The sequence below is a fragment of the Streptomyces sp. NPDC088157 genome, assembly GCF_044741545.1.
GTDB lineage: Bacteria > Actinomycetota > Actinomycetes > Streptomycetales > Streptomycetaceae > Streptomyces.
Window position 1 is genome coordinate 1 of the sequence record NZ_JBIUSU010000020.1, and the last position, 16,452, is coordinate 16,452.

Annotated in this window: 14 protein-coding genes and 5 pseudogenes; 14 read left to right on the forward strand and 5 right to left on the reverse strand. The window is 69.0% G+C overall.

The window, feature by feature from the left end:
• The 4 genes and pseudogenes from ACIPFH_RS42485 to ACIPFH_RS42500 all read left to right on the forward strand — a co-directional run.
• A pseudogene (locus tag ACIPFH_RS42485) lies at positions 1-150 on the forward strand (MerR family transcriptional regulator); the annotation flags it as partial.
• A gap of 490 nt (positions 151-640) precedes the next feature.
• A complete protein-coding gene (locus ACIPFH_RS42490; protein WP_401835399.1) occupies positions 641-1,093 on the forward strand; it encodes a DUF5707 domain-containing protein in 453 nt (150 codons plus the stop codon).
• A gap of 75 nt (positions 1,094-1,168) precedes the next feature.
• On the forward strand, positions 1,169-1,399 hold the full coding sequence (locus ACIPFH_RS42495; RefSeq protein WP_401835401.1) for a hypothetical protein: 231 nt from the start codon (positions 1,169-1,171) through the stop codon (positions 1,397-1,399).
• 362 nt (positions 1,400-1,761) lie between these two features.
• A pseudogene (locus ACIPFH_RS42500) lies at positions 1,762-1,849 on the forward strand (IS5/IS1182 family transposase); the annotation flags it as partial.
• 571 nt (positions 1,850-2,420) lie between these two features.
• Here ACIPFH_RS42500 and ACIPFH_RS42505 read toward each other — a convergent pair.
• The gene (locus ACIPFH_RS42505) at positions 2,421-2,870 is read right to left on the reverse strand and encodes a spore-associated protein (protein WP_401835404.1); all 450 of its coding nucleotides are present in this window, start codon (positions 2,868-2,870) and stop codon (positions 2,421-2,423) included.
• A 542-nt stretch (positions 2,871-3,412) separates the two neighbouring features.
• Here ACIPFH_RS42505 and ACIPFH_RS42510 point away from each other — a divergent pair.
• A complete protein-coding gene (locus ACIPFH_RS42510) occupies positions 3,413-3,787 on the forward strand; it encodes a hypothetical protein (RefSeq protein WP_401835407.1) in 375 nt (124 codons plus the stop codon).
• Positions 3,788-4,481: 694 nt separating this feature from the next.
• Here ACIPFH_RS42510 and ACIPFH_RS42515 read toward each other — a convergent pair.
• A complete protein-coding gene (locus tag ACIPFH_RS42515; protein WP_401835409.1) occupies positions 4,482-4,988 on the reverse strand; it encodes a hypothetical protein in 507 nt (168 codons plus the stop codon).
• 1,298 nt (positions 4,989-6,286) lie between these two features.
• Here ACIPFH_RS42515 and ACIPFH_RS42520 point away from each other — a divergent pair.
• The 6 genes and pseudogenes from ACIPFH_RS42520 to ACIPFH_RS42545 all read left to right on the forward strand — a co-directional run bounded on the left by ACIPFH_RS42520 (position 6,287) and on the right by ACIPFH_RS42545 (position 11,216).
• Positions 6,287-7,432 carry a Fic family protein gene (locus ACIPFH_RS42520; RefSeq protein WP_401835411.1) on the forward strand — a complete coding sequence of 382 codons (1,146 nt, stop codon included), beginning with the start codon at positions 6,287-6,289 and terminating at the stop codon, positions 7,430-7,432.
• Positions 7,433-7,607: 175 nt separating this feature from the next.
• Positions 7,608-7,841 (forward strand): annotated as a pseudogene (locus tag ACIPFH_RS42525) (transposase); the annotation flags it as partial.
• A 510-nt stretch (positions 7,842-8,351) separates the two neighbouring features.
• Positions 8,352-8,555, forward strand: coding sequence for a cold-shock protein (locus ACIPFH_RS42530; protein WP_356261949.1), 204 nt, complete (start codon positions 8,352-8,354; stop codon positions 8,553-8,555).
• Between the two features lie 327 nt (positions 8,556-8,882).
• The gene (locus ACIPFH_RS42535) at positions 8,883-10,394 is read left to right on the forward strand and encodes a DEAD/DEAH box helicase (RefSeq protein ID WP_401835414.1); all 1,512 of its coding nucleotides are present in this window, start codon (positions 8,883-8,885) and stop codon (positions 10,392-10,394) included.
• Between the two features lie 52 nt (positions 10,395-10,446).
• Positions 10,447-10,851 (forward strand): CBS domain-containing protein, encoded by a 405-nt coding sequence (locus ACIPFH_RS42540; RefSeq protein WP_401835417.1) that lies wholly within the window; start codon positions 10,447-10,449, stop codon positions 10,849-10,851.
• Between the two features lie 53 nt (positions 10,852-10,904).
• Entirely contained in the window at positions 10,905-11,216 is a 312-nt protein-coding gene (locus ACIPFH_RS42545; RefSeq protein WP_401835419.1) for an SCO5918 family protein, read from the forward strand.
• A 189-nt stretch (positions 11,217-11,405) separates the two neighbouring features.
• On the opposite strand, the gene ACIPFH_RS42550 is transcribed toward ACIPFH_RS42545, so the two are convergent.
• On the reverse strand, positions 11,406-11,846 hold the full coding sequence (locus ACIPFH_RS42550; RefSeq protein ID WP_401835422.1) for a hypothetical protein: 441 nt from the start codon (positions 11,844-11,846) through the stop codon (positions 11,406-11,408).
• Positions 11,843-12,311: pseudogene (locus ACIPFH_RS42555) on the reverse strand (transposase); the annotation flags it as partial. The gene ACIPFH_RS42550 and the pseudogene ACIPFH_RS42555, both read right to left, overlap by 4 nt.
• Before the next feature lie 7 nt (positions 12,312-12,318).
• Here ACIPFH_RS42555 and ACIPFH_RS42560 point away from each other — a divergent pair.
• The 3 genes and pseudogenes from ACIPFH_RS42560 to ACIPFH_RS42570 form a co-directional block, all read left to right on the forward strand.
• Positions 12,319-12,405: pseudogene (locus tag ACIPFH_RS42560) on the forward strand (IS5/IS1182 family transposase); the annotation flags it as partial.
• A 109-nt stretch (positions 12,406-12,514) separates the two neighbouring features.
• A complete protein-coding gene (locus ACIPFH_RS42565; protein ID WP_401835425.1) occupies positions 12,515-13,363 on the forward strand; it encodes an alpha/beta hydrolase in 849 nt (282 codons plus the stop codon).
• A 124-nt stretch (positions 13,364-13,487) separates the two neighbouring features.
• A complete protein-coding gene (locus ACIPFH_RS42570; protein ID WP_401835428.1) occupies positions 13,488-14,240 on the forward strand; it encodes a transposase family protein in 753 nt (250 codons plus the stop codon).
• 515 nt (positions 14,241-14,755) lie between these two features.
• On the opposite strand, the gene ACIPFH_RS42575 is transcribed toward ACIPFH_RS42570, so the two are convergent.
• Positions 14,756-16,423, reverse strand: a complete 1,668-nt coding sequence (locus ACIPFH_RS42575; protein WP_401835431.1) for a PucR family transcriptional regulator — start codon at positions 16,421-16,423, stop codon at positions 14,756-14,758.
• Positions 16,424-16,452: the final 29 nt, after the last annotated feature.

A 16,452-nucleotide genomic window follows, 5' to 3' on the forward strand; every position in this document is an offset into this window, starting at 1 on the left:
ATCGCCGCCCGCGCCCGCGAACTCGTCGACCAGGGGACCCCCATCGAGGCCGCCTGCCGCATCATCATCCTCGAAGACCAGCTCGAAGAAGCCCAGCGCATCCACGCCGAATACCGCCGCGCCGCCGAGAACTCAACGGCCGCGGCCTGAACGGGGCGCACCGGCACGCTCGTACGTGGTGACGGCCGTGAGCCGCTCGGGCTCGACAGCGCGATCACCATGATGTCCCACCCCGTTCGTCTTCGCCCCGGCCCCGTGCCGTGCGGTGGTCCCCCGGGGAACAGGGAGGCCGTCTTCCACGAGTGTGCCCGTCCCGTCTCGGGCGTGAACTGCCGGCTCACCGGGGCTGGTACGGCCCTTTGCTGCTGACCCGGCACAGGGCCGACCGGCCGATGTGGGGGGGGCGACGGCCGTGACGAGAACGGCAGGCGGGGCCTTCACTGCGGTGACAGCGCTCGCCCTCGTCTGTATGGCGCGACTCAAGCAGGCAACACCGCGGAATGGGGCCAACAGGTCCTACTCAGACGGAAGTTGAGTACGTGCGCTCATACGGGGTGCCCGATGCGCGGCCCAGTATGGGTGCAACGGCGCAGCTAGGAGCGCCGGTTGATCCGGCTGAGTCCGTGAAGGGGAATTTCTTATGTCGCGTCGTGTCGCTTTGTCCGTGGCTGCCGGTGTCGTCGTCCTCGCAGGTGCCGGTGCTTTCGCCGTCGCCTACGCCGGGGACCAGCCTCCGGCGTTGGCGCACAGCACCGCCCGCTACGCTGCCCCCGATGGCGACCGCAGTGGTTCGTTGACCTTCACCACTGACGTCACGGCGTCTTCCGGCGTCAAGAATGTGAAGGTGCTGGCGTGGCCGGAGAAGTCGTCCTTTGCGAAGGAAGGGCTGACCGCCCAGGACATGGCCGCCGCGGAGTCGGCCGTCTGCAAGCCCTCTGGTGAGGACACCGTGCGCTGCACCTACGCCGTCAAGGTCACCGGTTCCGATGCCGAGTCCTCCCCGCGCGGTGTCTGGCACGTCGCGGTCCTGGCCACAGCCAAGGGCGGCGAGACGACGCTGGAGACCGAGGCGGCGGACTTCACCGTTGCGTGATCCGCACGCGGGATGTGATCGTGGCGCGCGTGCAGTTGAGGACACGGGCCGGGGGCTGAAGGAAAGCAGGTCGTGATGCCGGCGAACGAGCCGTGGCGGATGTCGGTCGACGGTGAGGAGTTCGAGGTCAGCCAGCGGGACGGCAGGCCGGGCTCCTACGACCTGACTTGGCTGACCGGGGCCGATCCCCAGTACGGATTCGGGTTCAGCACCCACCCTCCGGTGCAGTGCGGCAGGGAGCAACTCGAGGAAGCCATCCGGGAGTTCCTCTCGCAGGTGGATCCCGGCACCGGACACATCGAGTGATCAACCACTCCGGGCTGCACCGCATGCTGTCCGGAGCGGTCGGGCTCCGCAAGGTTCGATGCCCTGAGGCTCTACGCCTGCACCATGCGCCATCCGAACGTCGCGGCCCGCGCCCGCGCAGCATTCCGGGTCCTGGTCGTGGCCGAAAGGTCAGGGCCGCCGCCCGAAAGCGGTGGATGTGTGGTTCGTGTGGCCGGACCGGAGCGGTGTCCGGCCGCCCGCTTCAGAGCCGCTCGGGTGAAAGCGCGAGGCTGGAAGTCAGCCTCCTCGGCGCTGGAAAGGACCCGTCCGACCCGATCGCAAGCCCAGTGCGGTCAGCCTCAGGATCCCCACTCTGCTGAATTCCGGCAGGCCCCGGGTGCGGGATCCTCTTCGTGCTGCACACCGGCATGCAGTGGGAGTACCTGCCCCAGGAGCTGGGCTTCGGCTCGGACATGACCTGCTGGCCGACGCCTGCCGCCTGGAGCCAGACCGGCATGGCGCTCACCGAGGAGTTGGCCAAGCAGTCGCAGGAGGCCCAGGCCGAGCGGGAGGAGGTGGTCGCCGAGCGCGGAGGAGGCCGCCGCGGCCGTTGCCCCGGCTCCCGCCCGGGTGGCGGGGCGGGCGGTGCCGCTGATTCCGCACCGCAGCGAGATTCCCGACGAGGCAGCCGCCGCAGACCGCCGCACGGGAGGATCAACAATCGGATCAGACATCGAACTTGCTCGTCCAGGATGACCCGTTGGAGCCAGCCAGACCCGGCCGCGACGAGTACCCCGGGCCAGGGGAGCACGACGGCGCCCGGCTCCTCGAGTGCACGCCACGGCCGGGCCTGGACATCGGCCGGCCACCCCACCACGAGATGGGACTTGCGTGATTGCCCTGGCGGATTCGATTGAGTTCCGCCAGGGCGGGCCAAATTGTTGACGGCCTCGTGCGCTGTCCTGCGCCACGGCGCCCACCGGCCGGCCCGGGGCGTAGTCCGGCCTGACGGTCAGCGGGCGTTCCGGTCGGCAGTCGCAGGACGGGTGGATGGGGTGGATCAGCGGGTGTGGGTGGTCCGGTGTTCCTTGAGGGAGGCGCAGTTGGAGCCGGTCACCTGTACAGAGGTGTTGGCGATGGCGCCGCCCCAGTCCACGCAGTGGCCTTTGCCGATGACGTAGGAGGGTCCGGCGTAGGAGGTGTAGCGCCCGTAGTCGTCGTCGCCCTCGTTGGTGTCGGGAACGTAGATCCAGGCAGACATGTCCACGATGGTGCCGGGGTTGTTGCGGATGGTGACGACGCAGTTGTTGCCGTTGGCGGCGTTGTAGGCGAGGTAGACGGTGCCCAGTGAGCCGACGGCGGCGGAGTTCACGGTCTTGTAGCCGCTTCCGCAGACCTTCTGCGGGGTGGTGTTGGGCGCGGCGGAGGCGGGTGCCGCCAGGGCGGTGGTGGCCCCCACCGACAGAGCGGCCAGTGCGGCGGCGCCCAGCATGGAATGAGTGAAGCGCATATTTCCCCCTTGTGTGCTTAGGAGTTGGTTGCTCCTGCCTTATGTGACGGGCAGGGCCTTCGGATGGTTGTGCCGGAGTTACTGGTGTTTCCAGTCATAACTGGCGGCATGGTTGGCTGAGTTGGGACGCAACCAGAGGCGTGTGAGCGGTACGTGCCAGGTTCCGGCTGCATGGGCTGGCCTGTGTCCTGGCGGCGTGGCGCGCCGTGCGGTGGCGTCAACGGTGGGGGAACTGCTGCAGACCGGCTGAGGAACGGGACGGGCAGGGCAGCGTTGCGGGGCAGCTCGTTGCAATGACTCCAGCGCGCACTGCGCGCCTTGAGTCAGACCGGAACCGGACGGGTGGGATACGGCGCGCGCAGCACGAGATCGGTCCGGTGCCCTCACACATGACGCGCGAGACCTGGGGGTTGTGCCGGATGGCGCAGTGGTGTGACGAGATGGGTTTGGGGGCATTCGGGTGGTTGGTTGCCGGTGCTGCAACTGCCGACCGGGCAGTCCGGCTCCTGGTTACCAAGTGAACGCCGGATGCTGGAGGTTGTATGCGGGACTGGCAGTGCTCACCGACCGCTGTGACGACGACGCCTGAGCTGATCCTGGACCCCTACCGCTGCGGTTTCGACGCGCAGACGGCTCTGGGCGGGGCGGAGTCCGCAGAGCAGTGGGGGGACGAGGACTGGCGGGTGCCGCCGCAGGCGCGGGCGGTCGAGGAGGAGGCGCCGTGGCCTGCTCCCGACCCGGGCCGGCGGCTCCCCGCGGTGATGGCTCCGGCAGACCGGCGCCGTCTGGAGCTGCACGCGGCACTCATCCGGGCGGGAGTCGCGCCCGAGCCAGGAGACCTGCACGCCGTGGAAGCGCTGAGCGCCCTCGACGACACCGTCAACGACGCCGTCCGGCGCTGGATCGCCGCCCACTGAGCCTGGGGGCCTTGCTGTGACGCAGGCGTGCGAGATGTTGCGACCGGCCCGAGGTGCCGCAGCCGGCGTCGGCGCCGACTTCCCATCGTGCTTCGTGTCCGCCGCTCGATCGAGGACCGTGGGGGAAGGATCGTCGGTGCGCGAGCTCGTGCAGGACGTCGGGATGAGCAGTACTGCTTCGGCCGTCTACCACTTGACGGACCGACAGAAGCGCGGCGCCCTGGCACGCGACGGCTGGCGCTGGGCGCGCACCCGCCAGGCCGGTGCGGGGCGGGCGACGGCGCGAGGCGCCCGAATCCCCCGCTCCTCGCGGGCGAGGAGAAGACCTCAGCCTTCGGCCCTTGGCGGCCGGCTCAGCGGCGCCGGCTCGCACAACGCCTGAGCTGGCCGCACTGCAAGATCTGCAAGCTGGAGAACGGACAGTGGACAGCGACCCCAGAGGATCTGCGCGCGTGGGTTGACGGCATCGGCCAACCCGCGGTCTTTGACGAACTGGACTTCACACTCAACGGGTTGGAGAGGCCGCTCGCCTCCGGTCGGCCGTTCACGCCGCACCCGCCCCTGTGCATGCAGCACAAGCGGTGGGCCGTAGGCCGTACGGCGTGAAAGGGGCCCGTCCACCTCACGGTAAACGGGCCCCTTTCATGCGCCGCACATGCTCATACGCGGGTTGCGCGCCGCAGCATCCGGGTGGTTACAGGGCGCCCTTCTTGGCGCCCGAGAACGCGGCGAACGCGCCGATGGCGAGGAACAGGAAGGTCATCGGGTCGGCCGTCTCGCTCCAGCCCTTGGTCAGCACGTCGAAGTGCTCGGTGAACAGCGAGGTCGCGGAGACGCCGACTTCGTCGGCGCCGATCATCGCGATGCCGATGAGCTGGCCGAGGTAGACCGCGCCCAGCGACAGCAGGGCGCTGACCACGGGCAGTACCGGGTTGGTGCCGCCGATCTTGCCCGCCGCGAAGCCGATGAGGAAGCCGACGCCGACGGCCGCGTAGCCGATCTCGTACTCGGTCGCGCCGACGATCCCGCCATAGATACCAGCGGTGACCAGCGCCACGACGACGGCGACGACCAGGCCCAGGGCGAGGTTGTTGCGGGCCGGCGCGGCCGGGGGCGTGAACGGGGCCGGAGGAGGCAGGGCGGCACCGGGCTGCTGGGCGAACGGGTTACCCTCGGACGGCGGTGGAGTTGGCTGGGTCATGACAGGATTCCCCCGATGGGACTGATGCGACGAGTGGCGTGATGTGTGCGCACGAGTGTGCGACAAGACGCCGAAGACTAGCAGGCGAGACGGCCCTCTTCGCCAGGGATTACACGGGCGGTTGCGGGTGGGAACCGGCTGACGAGTCCGCGCCGGAGGGCGGAGGAATCAGCGGGGGAGTCCGAGGGGAATCGACGAGCAGGCTGCCGCCGCCGTGATCCCGCCGAGCACGTCTTCCTCAATGGCGTCGGTGGACTGGCAGGGCGAGGTACTGGTTCGTCCGGCACGTGGCGGGCGCACGCGCCGAGGGCAAGACATATCGCTGCCCTGGCTGCGACCCGTTGATCCCGTCCGGCGTCGCGCATGCGGTGGCCTGGGCCAGGAACAGTGCTGCGGAGGACCGCTCCAGCATCACCCAGCCGTGGTCAAGTGTGGCCACGCGCTCCTGGGGCAGCCCGCAGTACGGCACGTGAACAGTTGCGTGTCTATCCGGGATGCGCCCTCGTCAGCCCCCGTGTTCTCGAGGCTGCGGCGCGGCAGGGGCTGCGGGAAGAGTGCGAACTGGTCGCATCGGCGATGAGACGGATGCCGTGTCACTGCGGGCCTTCGGCCCGGCAGCCAACTGCCCGTAAGTGCCGGCGTGGAGGCCGCGGCCGGCCGGCGGCCCGGACGTCCCGCCCCGTGACCGGAAGCGGCGTCCGGCGGAGGCCGATGCGTGGCCACCGGTACGATCCGGGGACGGTCGTGAGGGCCGGTGGGGGAGATGCCGGGCGGGAGGCCCGGGCGGGGGAGGGGCGACATGGGGGACGGGGCCGTCGCAGAGGGTTCGGGGCCGCAGCGTGCACTGCTCATGGGCGTCAGCCGCTTCGCCTCGGCTGTTGCGCCGGACGCGGGCGCGGCGTTGAGGTCCAGACCGACCGCACGGGGCAGCGTGAACTCCTCATCCGTCAGCCGGTGGAGGTCGCGCACCCGCTGGTAGGCCTACGCATCCCGTCTCATCCACGGCCGTGTGGCTGCCTCTTGCTGTGGCCTTTCTGCACAACCGTCGTCGGGCACCGCGACGCGTACGTCTCCCTCCTGGACGCGTGCGCACACGAGGGGCCCGAACTGTGCCCGGGCCCCTCCGAATGATCCCAACGGCACACAGAAAGCAGCCCTGTGCCTCAACAGTCCTGGTGGGAGCACCGGACTGGGCTTCATGGCGGCCGTTTGCCCTCGCACTGCGGCGGGCGGAGTCGCATACAAGCAGCGACTCGACGGCACACCACCGAATGATATGCAGTGGGTATCATTCCATCATGCTCCACGAAACTCCACCGCTCGCCGCAGCCGACCAGCACGTTCTCGACGAGATCACCGCCATGCGTCACGATCTACGGCACGTCGTTCAGCAAAGCCCCACAAAGTGGACCGCCGATCTTAGGCGCTCGCTGACCGCGTCCGCCATCGCGGCGTCCAACACCATCGAGGGCTATCGAGTCGACCCGGTCGACGTGGCCGACCTCCTCGACGGCGAGCGGGACGCCGTGGACGCCAGCGAGGAGAACAAGGCGGAGACCCTGGCATACCAACAGACCATGACGTACATCCAGTCGCTGTGGGACGTCCCGGACTTCACCTACTCCAAGGAGCTGCTCAACGCCCTGCACTGGATGCTGCAGGGCCACCACCACCCCCACCGGCCGGCAGGCCGGTGGCGCCGCAAGGCCATCTTCATCACCGCTGTCGGGGACCCGCACGCCACCGAGTACGAAGGCCCCCACGAAGACGGCGTCCCCCAACTGATGGCTGAATTGGTCGACTGGCTCAACCAGGGCGACCTCGATGCAGATCCTCTGGTGCGCGCCGCCATGGCCCACCTGAACCTGGTGAAGATCCACCCATGGACGGACGGCAACGGCCGCATGTCCCGCAGCCTGCAGACACTCCTGATTGCCCGCGAGGGGGTGCTGGCCCCGGAGTTCTCCTCGATCGAGGAATGGCTGGGCATGCCCGGCAATACCTGGGAGTACTACAAAGTACTGCGCGAGGTAGGCGGGCCGGTTTACTCCCCCCAGCGCGACGCACTCCCCTGGGTCCGCCTCAACCTGCGTGCCTACCACGAACAGACACAGCGTGTGCAGCACCGCGTGAAACGCTCCACCGACTGCTGGATCGCCCTCGCCGAACACGCCGAGCACTTCCAACTCGCCGAACGCCAGATCACCGCACTGCACGAGGTCGCCATGGTCGGCCGCGTCCGCCGCTCTCGCTACGAAAAGGCAGAAGTCCTCAGTAACCAGCAGGCCGTACGCGACATCCAGGCACTGACCAAAGCTGGCCTACTCACCGCCGTCGGCAACACCAAAGGCCGCTACTACATCGCCGGCCCCGCCTTCCCTCGAGACGTCCTCCACACCGCACAACGGCGCCATACCATCACCGATCCCTACCAAAACCAGTAACCGGTGTACAACCACCCGCAGCGCCGGGAGGAGCAATGCTCAAGGCTCGTGGATCAGCCTCGGGTTGGCGCGCGAAAAGGCGTACCTTCCCGAATGATCCTGTGATGGCCATCGAGTAGGCCGACCCTGCGAACGCCGGTCGGGAAGGCACGCCCCTGGCTCACGGTAGTCAACGATGACACCACACGGCTCCCTGATTGACGAGATCGTCCGCGAGGGCGCACGGCGGATACTGGCCGCCGCGCTGGAAGCCGAAGTCAACACCTGCATAGCCGAGTTGGCCGATCGGCGGGACGAGTCCGGGCGGCGGCTGGTCGTGCGCAGCGGCTACCACCAGGCGCGGAAGGTCACGACCGCGGCCGGGGTGATTGAGGTGAAGGCCCCGCGGGTCAATGACAAACGCGTCGACGAGGCAGGCTTCGCTGGGGTCGTGCGACGAATGTCGCCGGCGACGGCCCGGACGGCCTGTGGGGGACCGGGGCCCGCGCTCGGAGCGTACGGCTGCCCGCCTGACAGCCCCAGCGGCCCCGTACTGGCCGATGGGGCCGGCGCCGGGCAGTATGCCGTCACCGGAATTTCGTGCCCTTTTCGGCCGTGACAGCGACCGTCTTCCTGAAACGCTGCCCTCGGGGTGGGTCAATATCTGTGGCAGTGACGTGAGAATTTGACGCGCCGTGCGGGGAGTGTTTTTACTGCAATCAGCAGGGTGGAGTCATTTACCGAACATGGGCCGCTACATCATGCTACTGTCGATCTCAGTTGCAGTCGTGGTTCCCAAAACTTCAAGCGCCTTCGCCCGGTATTTTCAGCCGCTGGCGGCGTTTTCGTATTGCCGGTAATTTTCCGGACGGGGCATCATCGCGGCGACCCGGTATCCGCGCATCGCGGTCCCGGCGTACTGCCCAAGAGGAGATATGACGTGGCGTCAGGCACTGTGAAGTGGTTCAACGCGGCCAAGGGGTTCGGCTTCATCGAGCAGGACGGTGGGGGCGCTGACGTGTTCGCCCACTTCTCGAACATCGCCGCCCACGGCTTCCGCGAGCTGCTCGAGGGCCAGAAGGTCACCTTCGACATCGCGACGGGCCAGAAAGGCCCGACGGCCGAGAACATCGTTCTCGCCTGACGCTGACACGTACTTCGTAGCTGGGGCCCGCATCCCTCGGGGTGCGGGCCCCAGCTGCGGGTTTCTTCCCGCAGTGGTGTGACCTGTGGGACGAGTAGCGCCCACAGCCCCTTGCCCAGGGGCGCGCGCCTGTTCCAAGGTGCAACCGGTAGGCGTCCGGGATTTCACGTCACATGACGTCACAAATTTCGTCGATGCAACCCGCGCCAGATTTACTGCACTCTCCAAATCCTTTTTCGCATTCCATTCGGCCCGTTCTTGTGATTCCCCGCGCTGCTCTTCCGCTGCGGGAATTCCTTGATACGCGCCTATCAAGGAAGGTTCTCAATGAACCCCACACGAACGAACGACCGCTCCTCCCGCCGCAACCGTGGCGACGGCCCCGCTTTCGGCTCCCGCGCCGGTTCGAAGCGGGACGGCCGTTTCGGCTCGTCCGCCCCGAGCCGTTCAGGGGGTCCGAGCCGTTCGGGCGGCTACGGCCGACGCCCCGCAGTGGTCCAGGGCGAGTTCGCCCTGCCGGAGACGATCACTCCCGCGCTGCCCGCGGTCGAGGCGTTCGCCGACCTCGACATGCCCAAGCAGCTGCTGGCCGCGCTGACCGCGCAAGGCGTGAGCGTCCCGTTCCCGATCCAGGGCGCGACCCTGCCCAACACCCTCGCGGGCCGCGACGCCCTGGGACGCGGGCGCACCGGCTCCGGCAAGACCCTCGCCTTCGGCCTGGCCCTGCTGGCCCGCACCGCCGGACAGCGCGCCGAGCCCCGCCAGCCGCTGGCCCTGGTCCTCGTGCCGACGCGTGAGCTGGCCCAGCAGGTGACCGACGCGCTCACCCCCTACGCCCGCTCGGTGCAGCTGCGTCTCGCCACGGTCGTCGGAGGAATGTCGATCGGCAGGCAGGCCAATGCGCTGCGCGGTGGGGCCGAGGTCGTCGTCGCGACGCCGGGCCGGCTCAAGGACCTCATCGACCGCGGGGAGTGCCGGCTGAACCAGGTCGCGATCACCGTCCTGGACGAGGCGGACCAGATGGCCGACATGGGCTTCATGCCCCAGGTCACCGCGCTCCTGGACCAGGTCCGCCCCGAGGGCCAGCGGATGCTGTTCTCCGCCACCCTCGACCGCAACGTGGACCGCCTGGTCCGCCGCTACCTCACCGACCCGGTCGTCCACTCCGTCGACCCCTCCGCGGGTGCGGTCAGCACGATGGAGCACCACGTGCTGCACGTCCACGGCGCGGACAAGCACTGGACGACAACGCAGATCGCGGCACGCGAAGGCCGGGTGATCATGTTCCTGGACACCAAGCACGCCGTCGACCGGTTGACGCAGGACCTGCTGAACAGCGGGGTGCGGGCCGCCGCCCTGCACGGCGGCAAGTCACAGCCGCAGCGCACCCGAACCCTGACCCAGTTCAAGACCGGGCACGTCACCGTGCTCGTGGCCACGAACGTCGCCGCCCGCGGCATCCACGTCGACAACCTCGACCTGGTCGTCAACGTCGACCCGCCGACGGACCACAAGGACTACCTGCACCGAGGCGGCCGTACCGCCCGCGCCGGCGAATCCGGCAGGGTCGTCACCCTGGTCACCCCCAACCAGCGCCGCGACATGACCCGCCTCATGACCGCCGCCGGCATTGTGCCCCAGACCACCCAGGTCCGCTCCGGCGAAGAGGCACTCGGCCAGATCACCGGCGCCCGGACGCCCTCCGGCATCCCCGTGACGATCACCGTGCCGGTCGCCGAGCGGCGTCAGCGCAGCACGTCGTCGTCACGCGGCCGACGCAGCCCCGGCTCGGCCGCCCGGCGCATGACCCGGCAGTCCTCGTTCGGCGCGGCGGCGTAAAGACTTCGTGTTCAGGTTCAGGACACTGGCCCACCTCTGCAGGAGGCACTTTGTGACGATGGTTCAGATGCAGCCCCGCTCGACGGGTGCCGCCCCCGTACCCAGAACGGTGGCAGACGCCATGGACACCGCCGGACCGCAAGTCTGCGACGACATGACCGTCGAGGTGGCCCTGTCCGTCATGGCGAGCGCCCGCACCGCACACCTGCTCGTCTGCGACAACGACGGCGTGTGCACCGGGCTTCTCACCCAGGCCCAGCTCACCGCGGTCCGCGACAGCTCCGTGTACACCGACCGGGTCCAGCTGCGGGACATCCTCGTCGACCCGCGGCCCTTCGCCTCACCCGTGACCACGATGGCCGAAGCCGAGTACGCGATGCGCTACCGCCGCCTCGATGCCCTGCCCGTGGTCGACGAACACGGCAATGCCCTGGGCGTCCTCGCCCTGGCTCGCTGAACCGCCTCAACCGCGGCAGAACCATCCCCTCGTTCTTCTCCCTGTGAGGCATCATGCGCTGTGTCATCGCCCGCTTCCCCTTCGACCTCACCAAGAGCGGCGTCCTGGAATCGATGAAGGGCGTCAAGCCTGAGGAAGTCTTCGGGGCGTCAGTGATCGTCGGCCGTCGCACCTACCCGGCCAAGCAGGTCGGACAGGTCGTCACACGCCAGGACCGCCGCGACTTCAGCGCCGGCGAGGTCCTGCGGGCCATGACCCAGCTCGGCTTCACCTGCCGCGACCTTTCCCAGGCCGCCGCACCGACGCGCACGCTCAGCGCGTTCCAGGAGGCTTCCGCGATGCTCGGGGCCCCCGCGGCGGCCTGACCGGGGAGCGCAGTCTGCCAGGCGCTGTTCCAAAAGAGGAGTGTGAGGCCGCCGCCGCGAGCCCGGTCCACCAGCAGTGGTTCGCGAGCCGTCCGAGCGCACAGCGTTGCGGCGGGCAGCCGTGTCAACTTCGAACCTGAACTCGTTCCAGCTGAAGGAAGCAGATCAGCGAGGTGGCGGCGTGTCCGGTCAGCGGTGGCCGGTGGCCAGGATGACGAGGAACTGGCCGCCGCCCGCCTCGATGTCGGCGGTCACCGGCAGTCCCGGTACCAGTCGGGAGAACCGGTCCACCAGCCAGTCCGCCGCTTCTTGGGCGTCCTGCCTGGTCGGACAACGGCCCACCATCTCGCGGCCCCCCTTGCGCTCCAGTCTCGCGGCAACGGTGATCAGCGGCGCGGGTTCGACCACGTACAGGCGGTCCGGCCAGGCGATGACCACCTTGACCGCGCCCTTGCGGGTGTTGCACCCGCGGTGCGCGAGCCGCTCGGCGACCTTGGCCTTCCGGTCGGCGGTCCGGCTGTCAACGCTGGGCCCCTGCGGGTCGTTCACCGACTTGTCGGGGTCGACCGGTTCGTCGCACACCCAGCAGCGCCAGCCGTCGCGCTCAGCTACATCATCAAGGAGACTCACCCGAGCAAACTAGCCTGCCCAGCCGCCGCCCTGCGCACCAGGGCTTCCGCAGCCCACGCGAGCCTCGACAGCCTGCTGCCCGGCCGCACGCCGGCGGGCTCGACGTCCGCGGGCGTGCGGGATTCGTAGAAGGCGCCGTCCCGGAGCATGGCGAACAGGACGCTGATGCGTTGGCGGGCGAGGCGGAGGAGGGCCTGGGCGTGGGTTTTGCCGCGGGCGCGTTGCTTGTCGTAGTAGGTGCGGGAGGCGGGATCGGCGTTCATGAAGGCGAAGGCGGAGAGGAACATGGCGCGTTTGAGCCGGCGGTTTGCCGCCTCGGGGCGCGTGTTCGCCGTGGATCGAGGTCCCCGACGACTTCGTGGTCGGGGCGAGGCCGGCGTAGGAGGCGAGATGGGCGGCGGTGGGGAAGCTGGTGCCGTCGCCGACGGTGACCAGCAGGACGGCGGCGGTCCCGTATCCCGGTAACGGTCACCGCCACGAATGCCGTTCCCGCAACTACCTGGCCTTCCTCGGCCTTGCCGCAGCCATCTGCTGCTACAGACAGCTCATCCGCCTCACCGCATGGCACACGGAGCCCTTTCCAACCTCGCCACTGAAGCTGCGATGTGGAGCCTCTGGACGAAAATCCCTTGCGGACAAGGGCGGTGATCGCCCTACGGTTGCTCCCCGTGACCATCGAGATGGCCTACCAGCCACTTCCGATCGACCAGTCGGACGTGCGCTACGTCCACGGACCCGATTCCGCTCGGCAGCCGGGCGTGCCCGCTGGCGAGACGGTCGCGTTCGACTGGAGGGACAGCGAGGTCTACCCGGGAACCTTCCGGAAGTTCTGGGTCCACGTGCCTGCACAGTACGACCCAGCGGAACGGGCATCCTTGATGGTGTTCCAGGACGGATGGTGGTACCTGGACCCCGCAGGGGAGGTACGCGGCGCGATCGTCCTTGACAACCTCATTCACCGCGGCGACATACCCGTCACCATCGGCGTGTTCGTCGATCCTGGCGTCTTCCCCAACGCGGAGAACCCCAAGAACCGAAACAACGAGTACGACGCCTTCGACGACCAGTACGTCACCTTCCTCCTCACCGAGATCATCCCGCAGGTTGCGGAGCTCTGTACCATCGCCCAGTCGCCCGAACAGTGGGGCATCTGCGGCGGGAGCAGCGGCGGCAACTGCGCCTTTACCGCCGGGTGGCTGCGTCCGGACAAGTTCCGCCGCGTCATCGGATACCTGTCCAGTTTCGCGCAGATGCCGGACGGCAATCCCTACCCAGACCTCATCTCCCGCGTTCCTCGCAAGCCGCTGCGCATCTTCATGCAAGGCGGCCACCGCGACCTGCACTGGAATGAGCCACAGCGGAACTGGCTCGCCGAAAACCTGCGTGTGGCAGCCGCTCTCGCCGAAGCGGGCTACGACTTTCGCCTTGTCCTGGGAGACGGCGGACATAGCCCCAACCACGGCGGCGTCCTGCTGCCGGACGCTCTGCGCTGGCTGTGGCGGCCCACCGAAGATTGAGCCTTTTCAGCGTGGACACCGATCGGGTGACGACGGTGGTGGGGCCATGGCAGCAGAACGGGCGGGGCCCCCAGGCAGTTGAGGGAGGTATCTGACATCTCATCTCGGTTGCCGGGGAGCCCCGTTGCTTACGTACCCTGCCGCACTCGACCTTCCGCATGCACTGGTGGAGGCGGTGACGATGCTGATCGTCCTCCGTGAGGGTGACCGGCGGTGCAAGCTGCCTCCGCACCAGCGTGCCCTGGTCGCGCTGGTGTGCCTGCGCCAGCACACCACCCTCGCCCAGATCGCGGCCGGCTTCCGCATCAGCGTCGGCACCGCCCACGCCTACGTCCGCTCCGTGGTGGCCCTGCTCGCCCGCCGAGCGCCAGGACTCACCGCTGCCCTGCGCGAGGCGAAGGCACGAGCGGAATACGTGCTGGTCGACGGCACTCTCGCGCAATGCGACCGGGTCGGTGACGCACGCGGCGACTGCTCGGGAAAGCACCGTCGCCACGGAGTGAACGTCCAGGTCGTCACCGATCCCGACGGCCCGATCCTGTGGATCTCGGGGGTGCTACCCGGCCGTACCCACGATCTCACCGCGGCCCGCAGACACCGCGTCGTCGACACCTGCCGCCGACTCGGCACCCCGGCCCTGGCCGGCCTGGCCTTCCTCGGAGCCGGCGGCACCTTCGCCACCGGCCGACGACGCCGCCCCGGCAAAGAACTCGGCCGCCAGAAGTCGCTGAACAAGGCCCACGCCCGCCTGCGCTACCCCGTCGAGCGAGGCATCGCCCGCCTCAAGACCTGGCGGATCCTTCGCAAAGCACGCTGCAGCCCCACCTGGCTCACCACCGCGGCCAAAGCCCTCCTCGCTCTGGAGAGTTACCGCTGAAAAAAGGCTCGTTGAACCAGCCGCCGGGGCCGATCGCCTGCAGCTGCAGGTGGTCGCCGAGGCCGACGACCTTCGTTCCGGGTCTGCGGGTCCTGCACCGCGCGGGTGGGCGGCCGCAGCGCCGTCATCAGCTCCAGCCCGGACACAGCCGTCGACCCTCGCGACGTGATGACCCGCTGGGCGTAGATGCCGAGGACGCGGGCGACTCTCCTCCTGGCCCGGACCCCCGGCAGGCGGCCTGCGTAGGGGCGAGCTCGACCACTCGTCCTGCAGGGCGAGGACCTTCGCGAGTGTCTGATCAGGCTCAAGTTCCTGGTTCGTGTCCTGGCCGGTCGTGACCTCACGGCTCACGCTGTCCAGCGCGCGCAGGGCGGCGTGGGCAGCCGGCCGGTGACGACGTCAGCGCCGAACGCCTGTAAATGCGCATATGAGTACATATGCCTGAAATGGTAGGCGCTGGCGTCCATGCCGCACCGCGGCTGAGGCTCTCGCTGACCCGCCTGCGAGGCGTCGGGTCAGCCGACGCGCAAGACGTCCAGCGCTGTCAGGGCTACGTGCAATGCGGTGCGCTGGTCACCGGATTCGAGGTCGCAGTCGAGCAGGCGCTCGATGGTGCGCAGGCGTTGATAGAACGTCTCGCGGGACAGGCCGCCACGGCGGGCGGCGCTGGTCTTGTTGCCGGCGGTGTCGAGGTAGTGGCGGAGGGTCGTCACCAGGTTCGTGCCGTGCCGGGTGTCGTGATCGAGGAGGCGGCCGAGTTGTTGTTCGGCGTACTCCTGGATCCGGGTGTCCTCGCGGAGCGCGTACAGCAGGCGGCGCAGGCCGACATCGGAGAGTTCGTGGAAGGAGCGGCCCGGGGGGAGGGGCTGGTCGGGCGGGGTGGCCTCGGCCACGCGGGTTGCCTGGCGGAAGGAACGAGGGGCGGCAGTGAGGTCGTCGACCTCGGAGCCGACGCTCACGATGGCCCGCGGGGAAAGGCCGAGCGCGGCCTTGCCCAGTCGCTCCACCACGGGCCGCCAGGGATGTGAGGAGCTGAGGGCGAGCAATACTCCCAGGCGACCGACGGAGAGTTCGCCGATGACTGCCGGGGTTCCCGTCGTCTGCACGACCTGGGACAGGAGGGTCTCGGCATGCGCGGTGGCGTCGTGCACCGGGAGGTCCACCACGACGGGGAGGAAGCGGCTGTTCTCGGTGGGCAGGCCCAGAGCGGCCAGGCGGGCCTGGGCGTCTTCCCGGGATCGATGGCGCTGCTCGACGAGGTCGCGCAGGGCGTTGCGGTGCGCGGTGCGTTCCCAGGGGACGGGGTGGATGAGGCGGGCGACGGTCAGGGCCATCGCCGTTCTCTCCAGGACGGTCACGTGCTCCGGATCGAAGGCTCGCTCGGAGGACGTATCCGTGGTGGGGGTGGGCAGCATGGCCACGCGGCCCCAGCGTTCGCCCTGGTATTCGACCGGTGCGGTGAGCCAGCCTTCCGGGCCGAGCCGGCTCCGGCGGTGGCCGGGCGGGGTGGCCCTGGAGCGCTCTTCCCAGCCGGTGAGTGCATCCTCCAGGGTGGTGCCGGAGGGTTCGCAGATCAGTGCCTGATGGACGAGGTTCTCCAGGACGACCGTGTGGCCGCTCATCTCGGCCGCCGCGCGCATGACGTCCTCCGGCCCGGCGCCGCGCAGCGTGAGGGTGGTGAACGCCTCGTGGACGCGCTGGGCGCGGCGCATCGCTTTGGCCTGGTTGCCGAGGATGAGGGCGTGCACGACCTGGGTGACCTCCAGGAAGTTGACGTCCTTCGCCAGGGTGATCAGGGGCAGCCCGCGGGCGCGACAGGCGTGGACGAGGGCGTCGGGGGGGCGGTGGTAACGCCGTACGAGTTCGATGACCAGGGCCGCCGCGTCGACGTCGGCGAGTTCGTCGACGTAGCGGCGCACCCCCGTGGCGTCGTCGGGCAGCGGCATGCCGGTGGTGAGGACGAGTTCGCCGCCCTTGAGGAAGGAGGCGGGGTCGGTCAGCTCGGTGATGTGGACCCAGCGCACAGGACGGTCGAGGAGGGGCACGCCGGTGACGACCTGGGGCTGTCCGGAGGCCAGGACGGGCAGCGCCAGAACGTCGGCGACGGTGGGGGCACGGCCGGGCGGACTGTTGTCCGGGTCGCTCGTCTCTGGCGGCCGGGCCTTCGGAGGGTTGTCGTTCACGGTGTCTCCCTGAGTGCCCGGTCACTGTG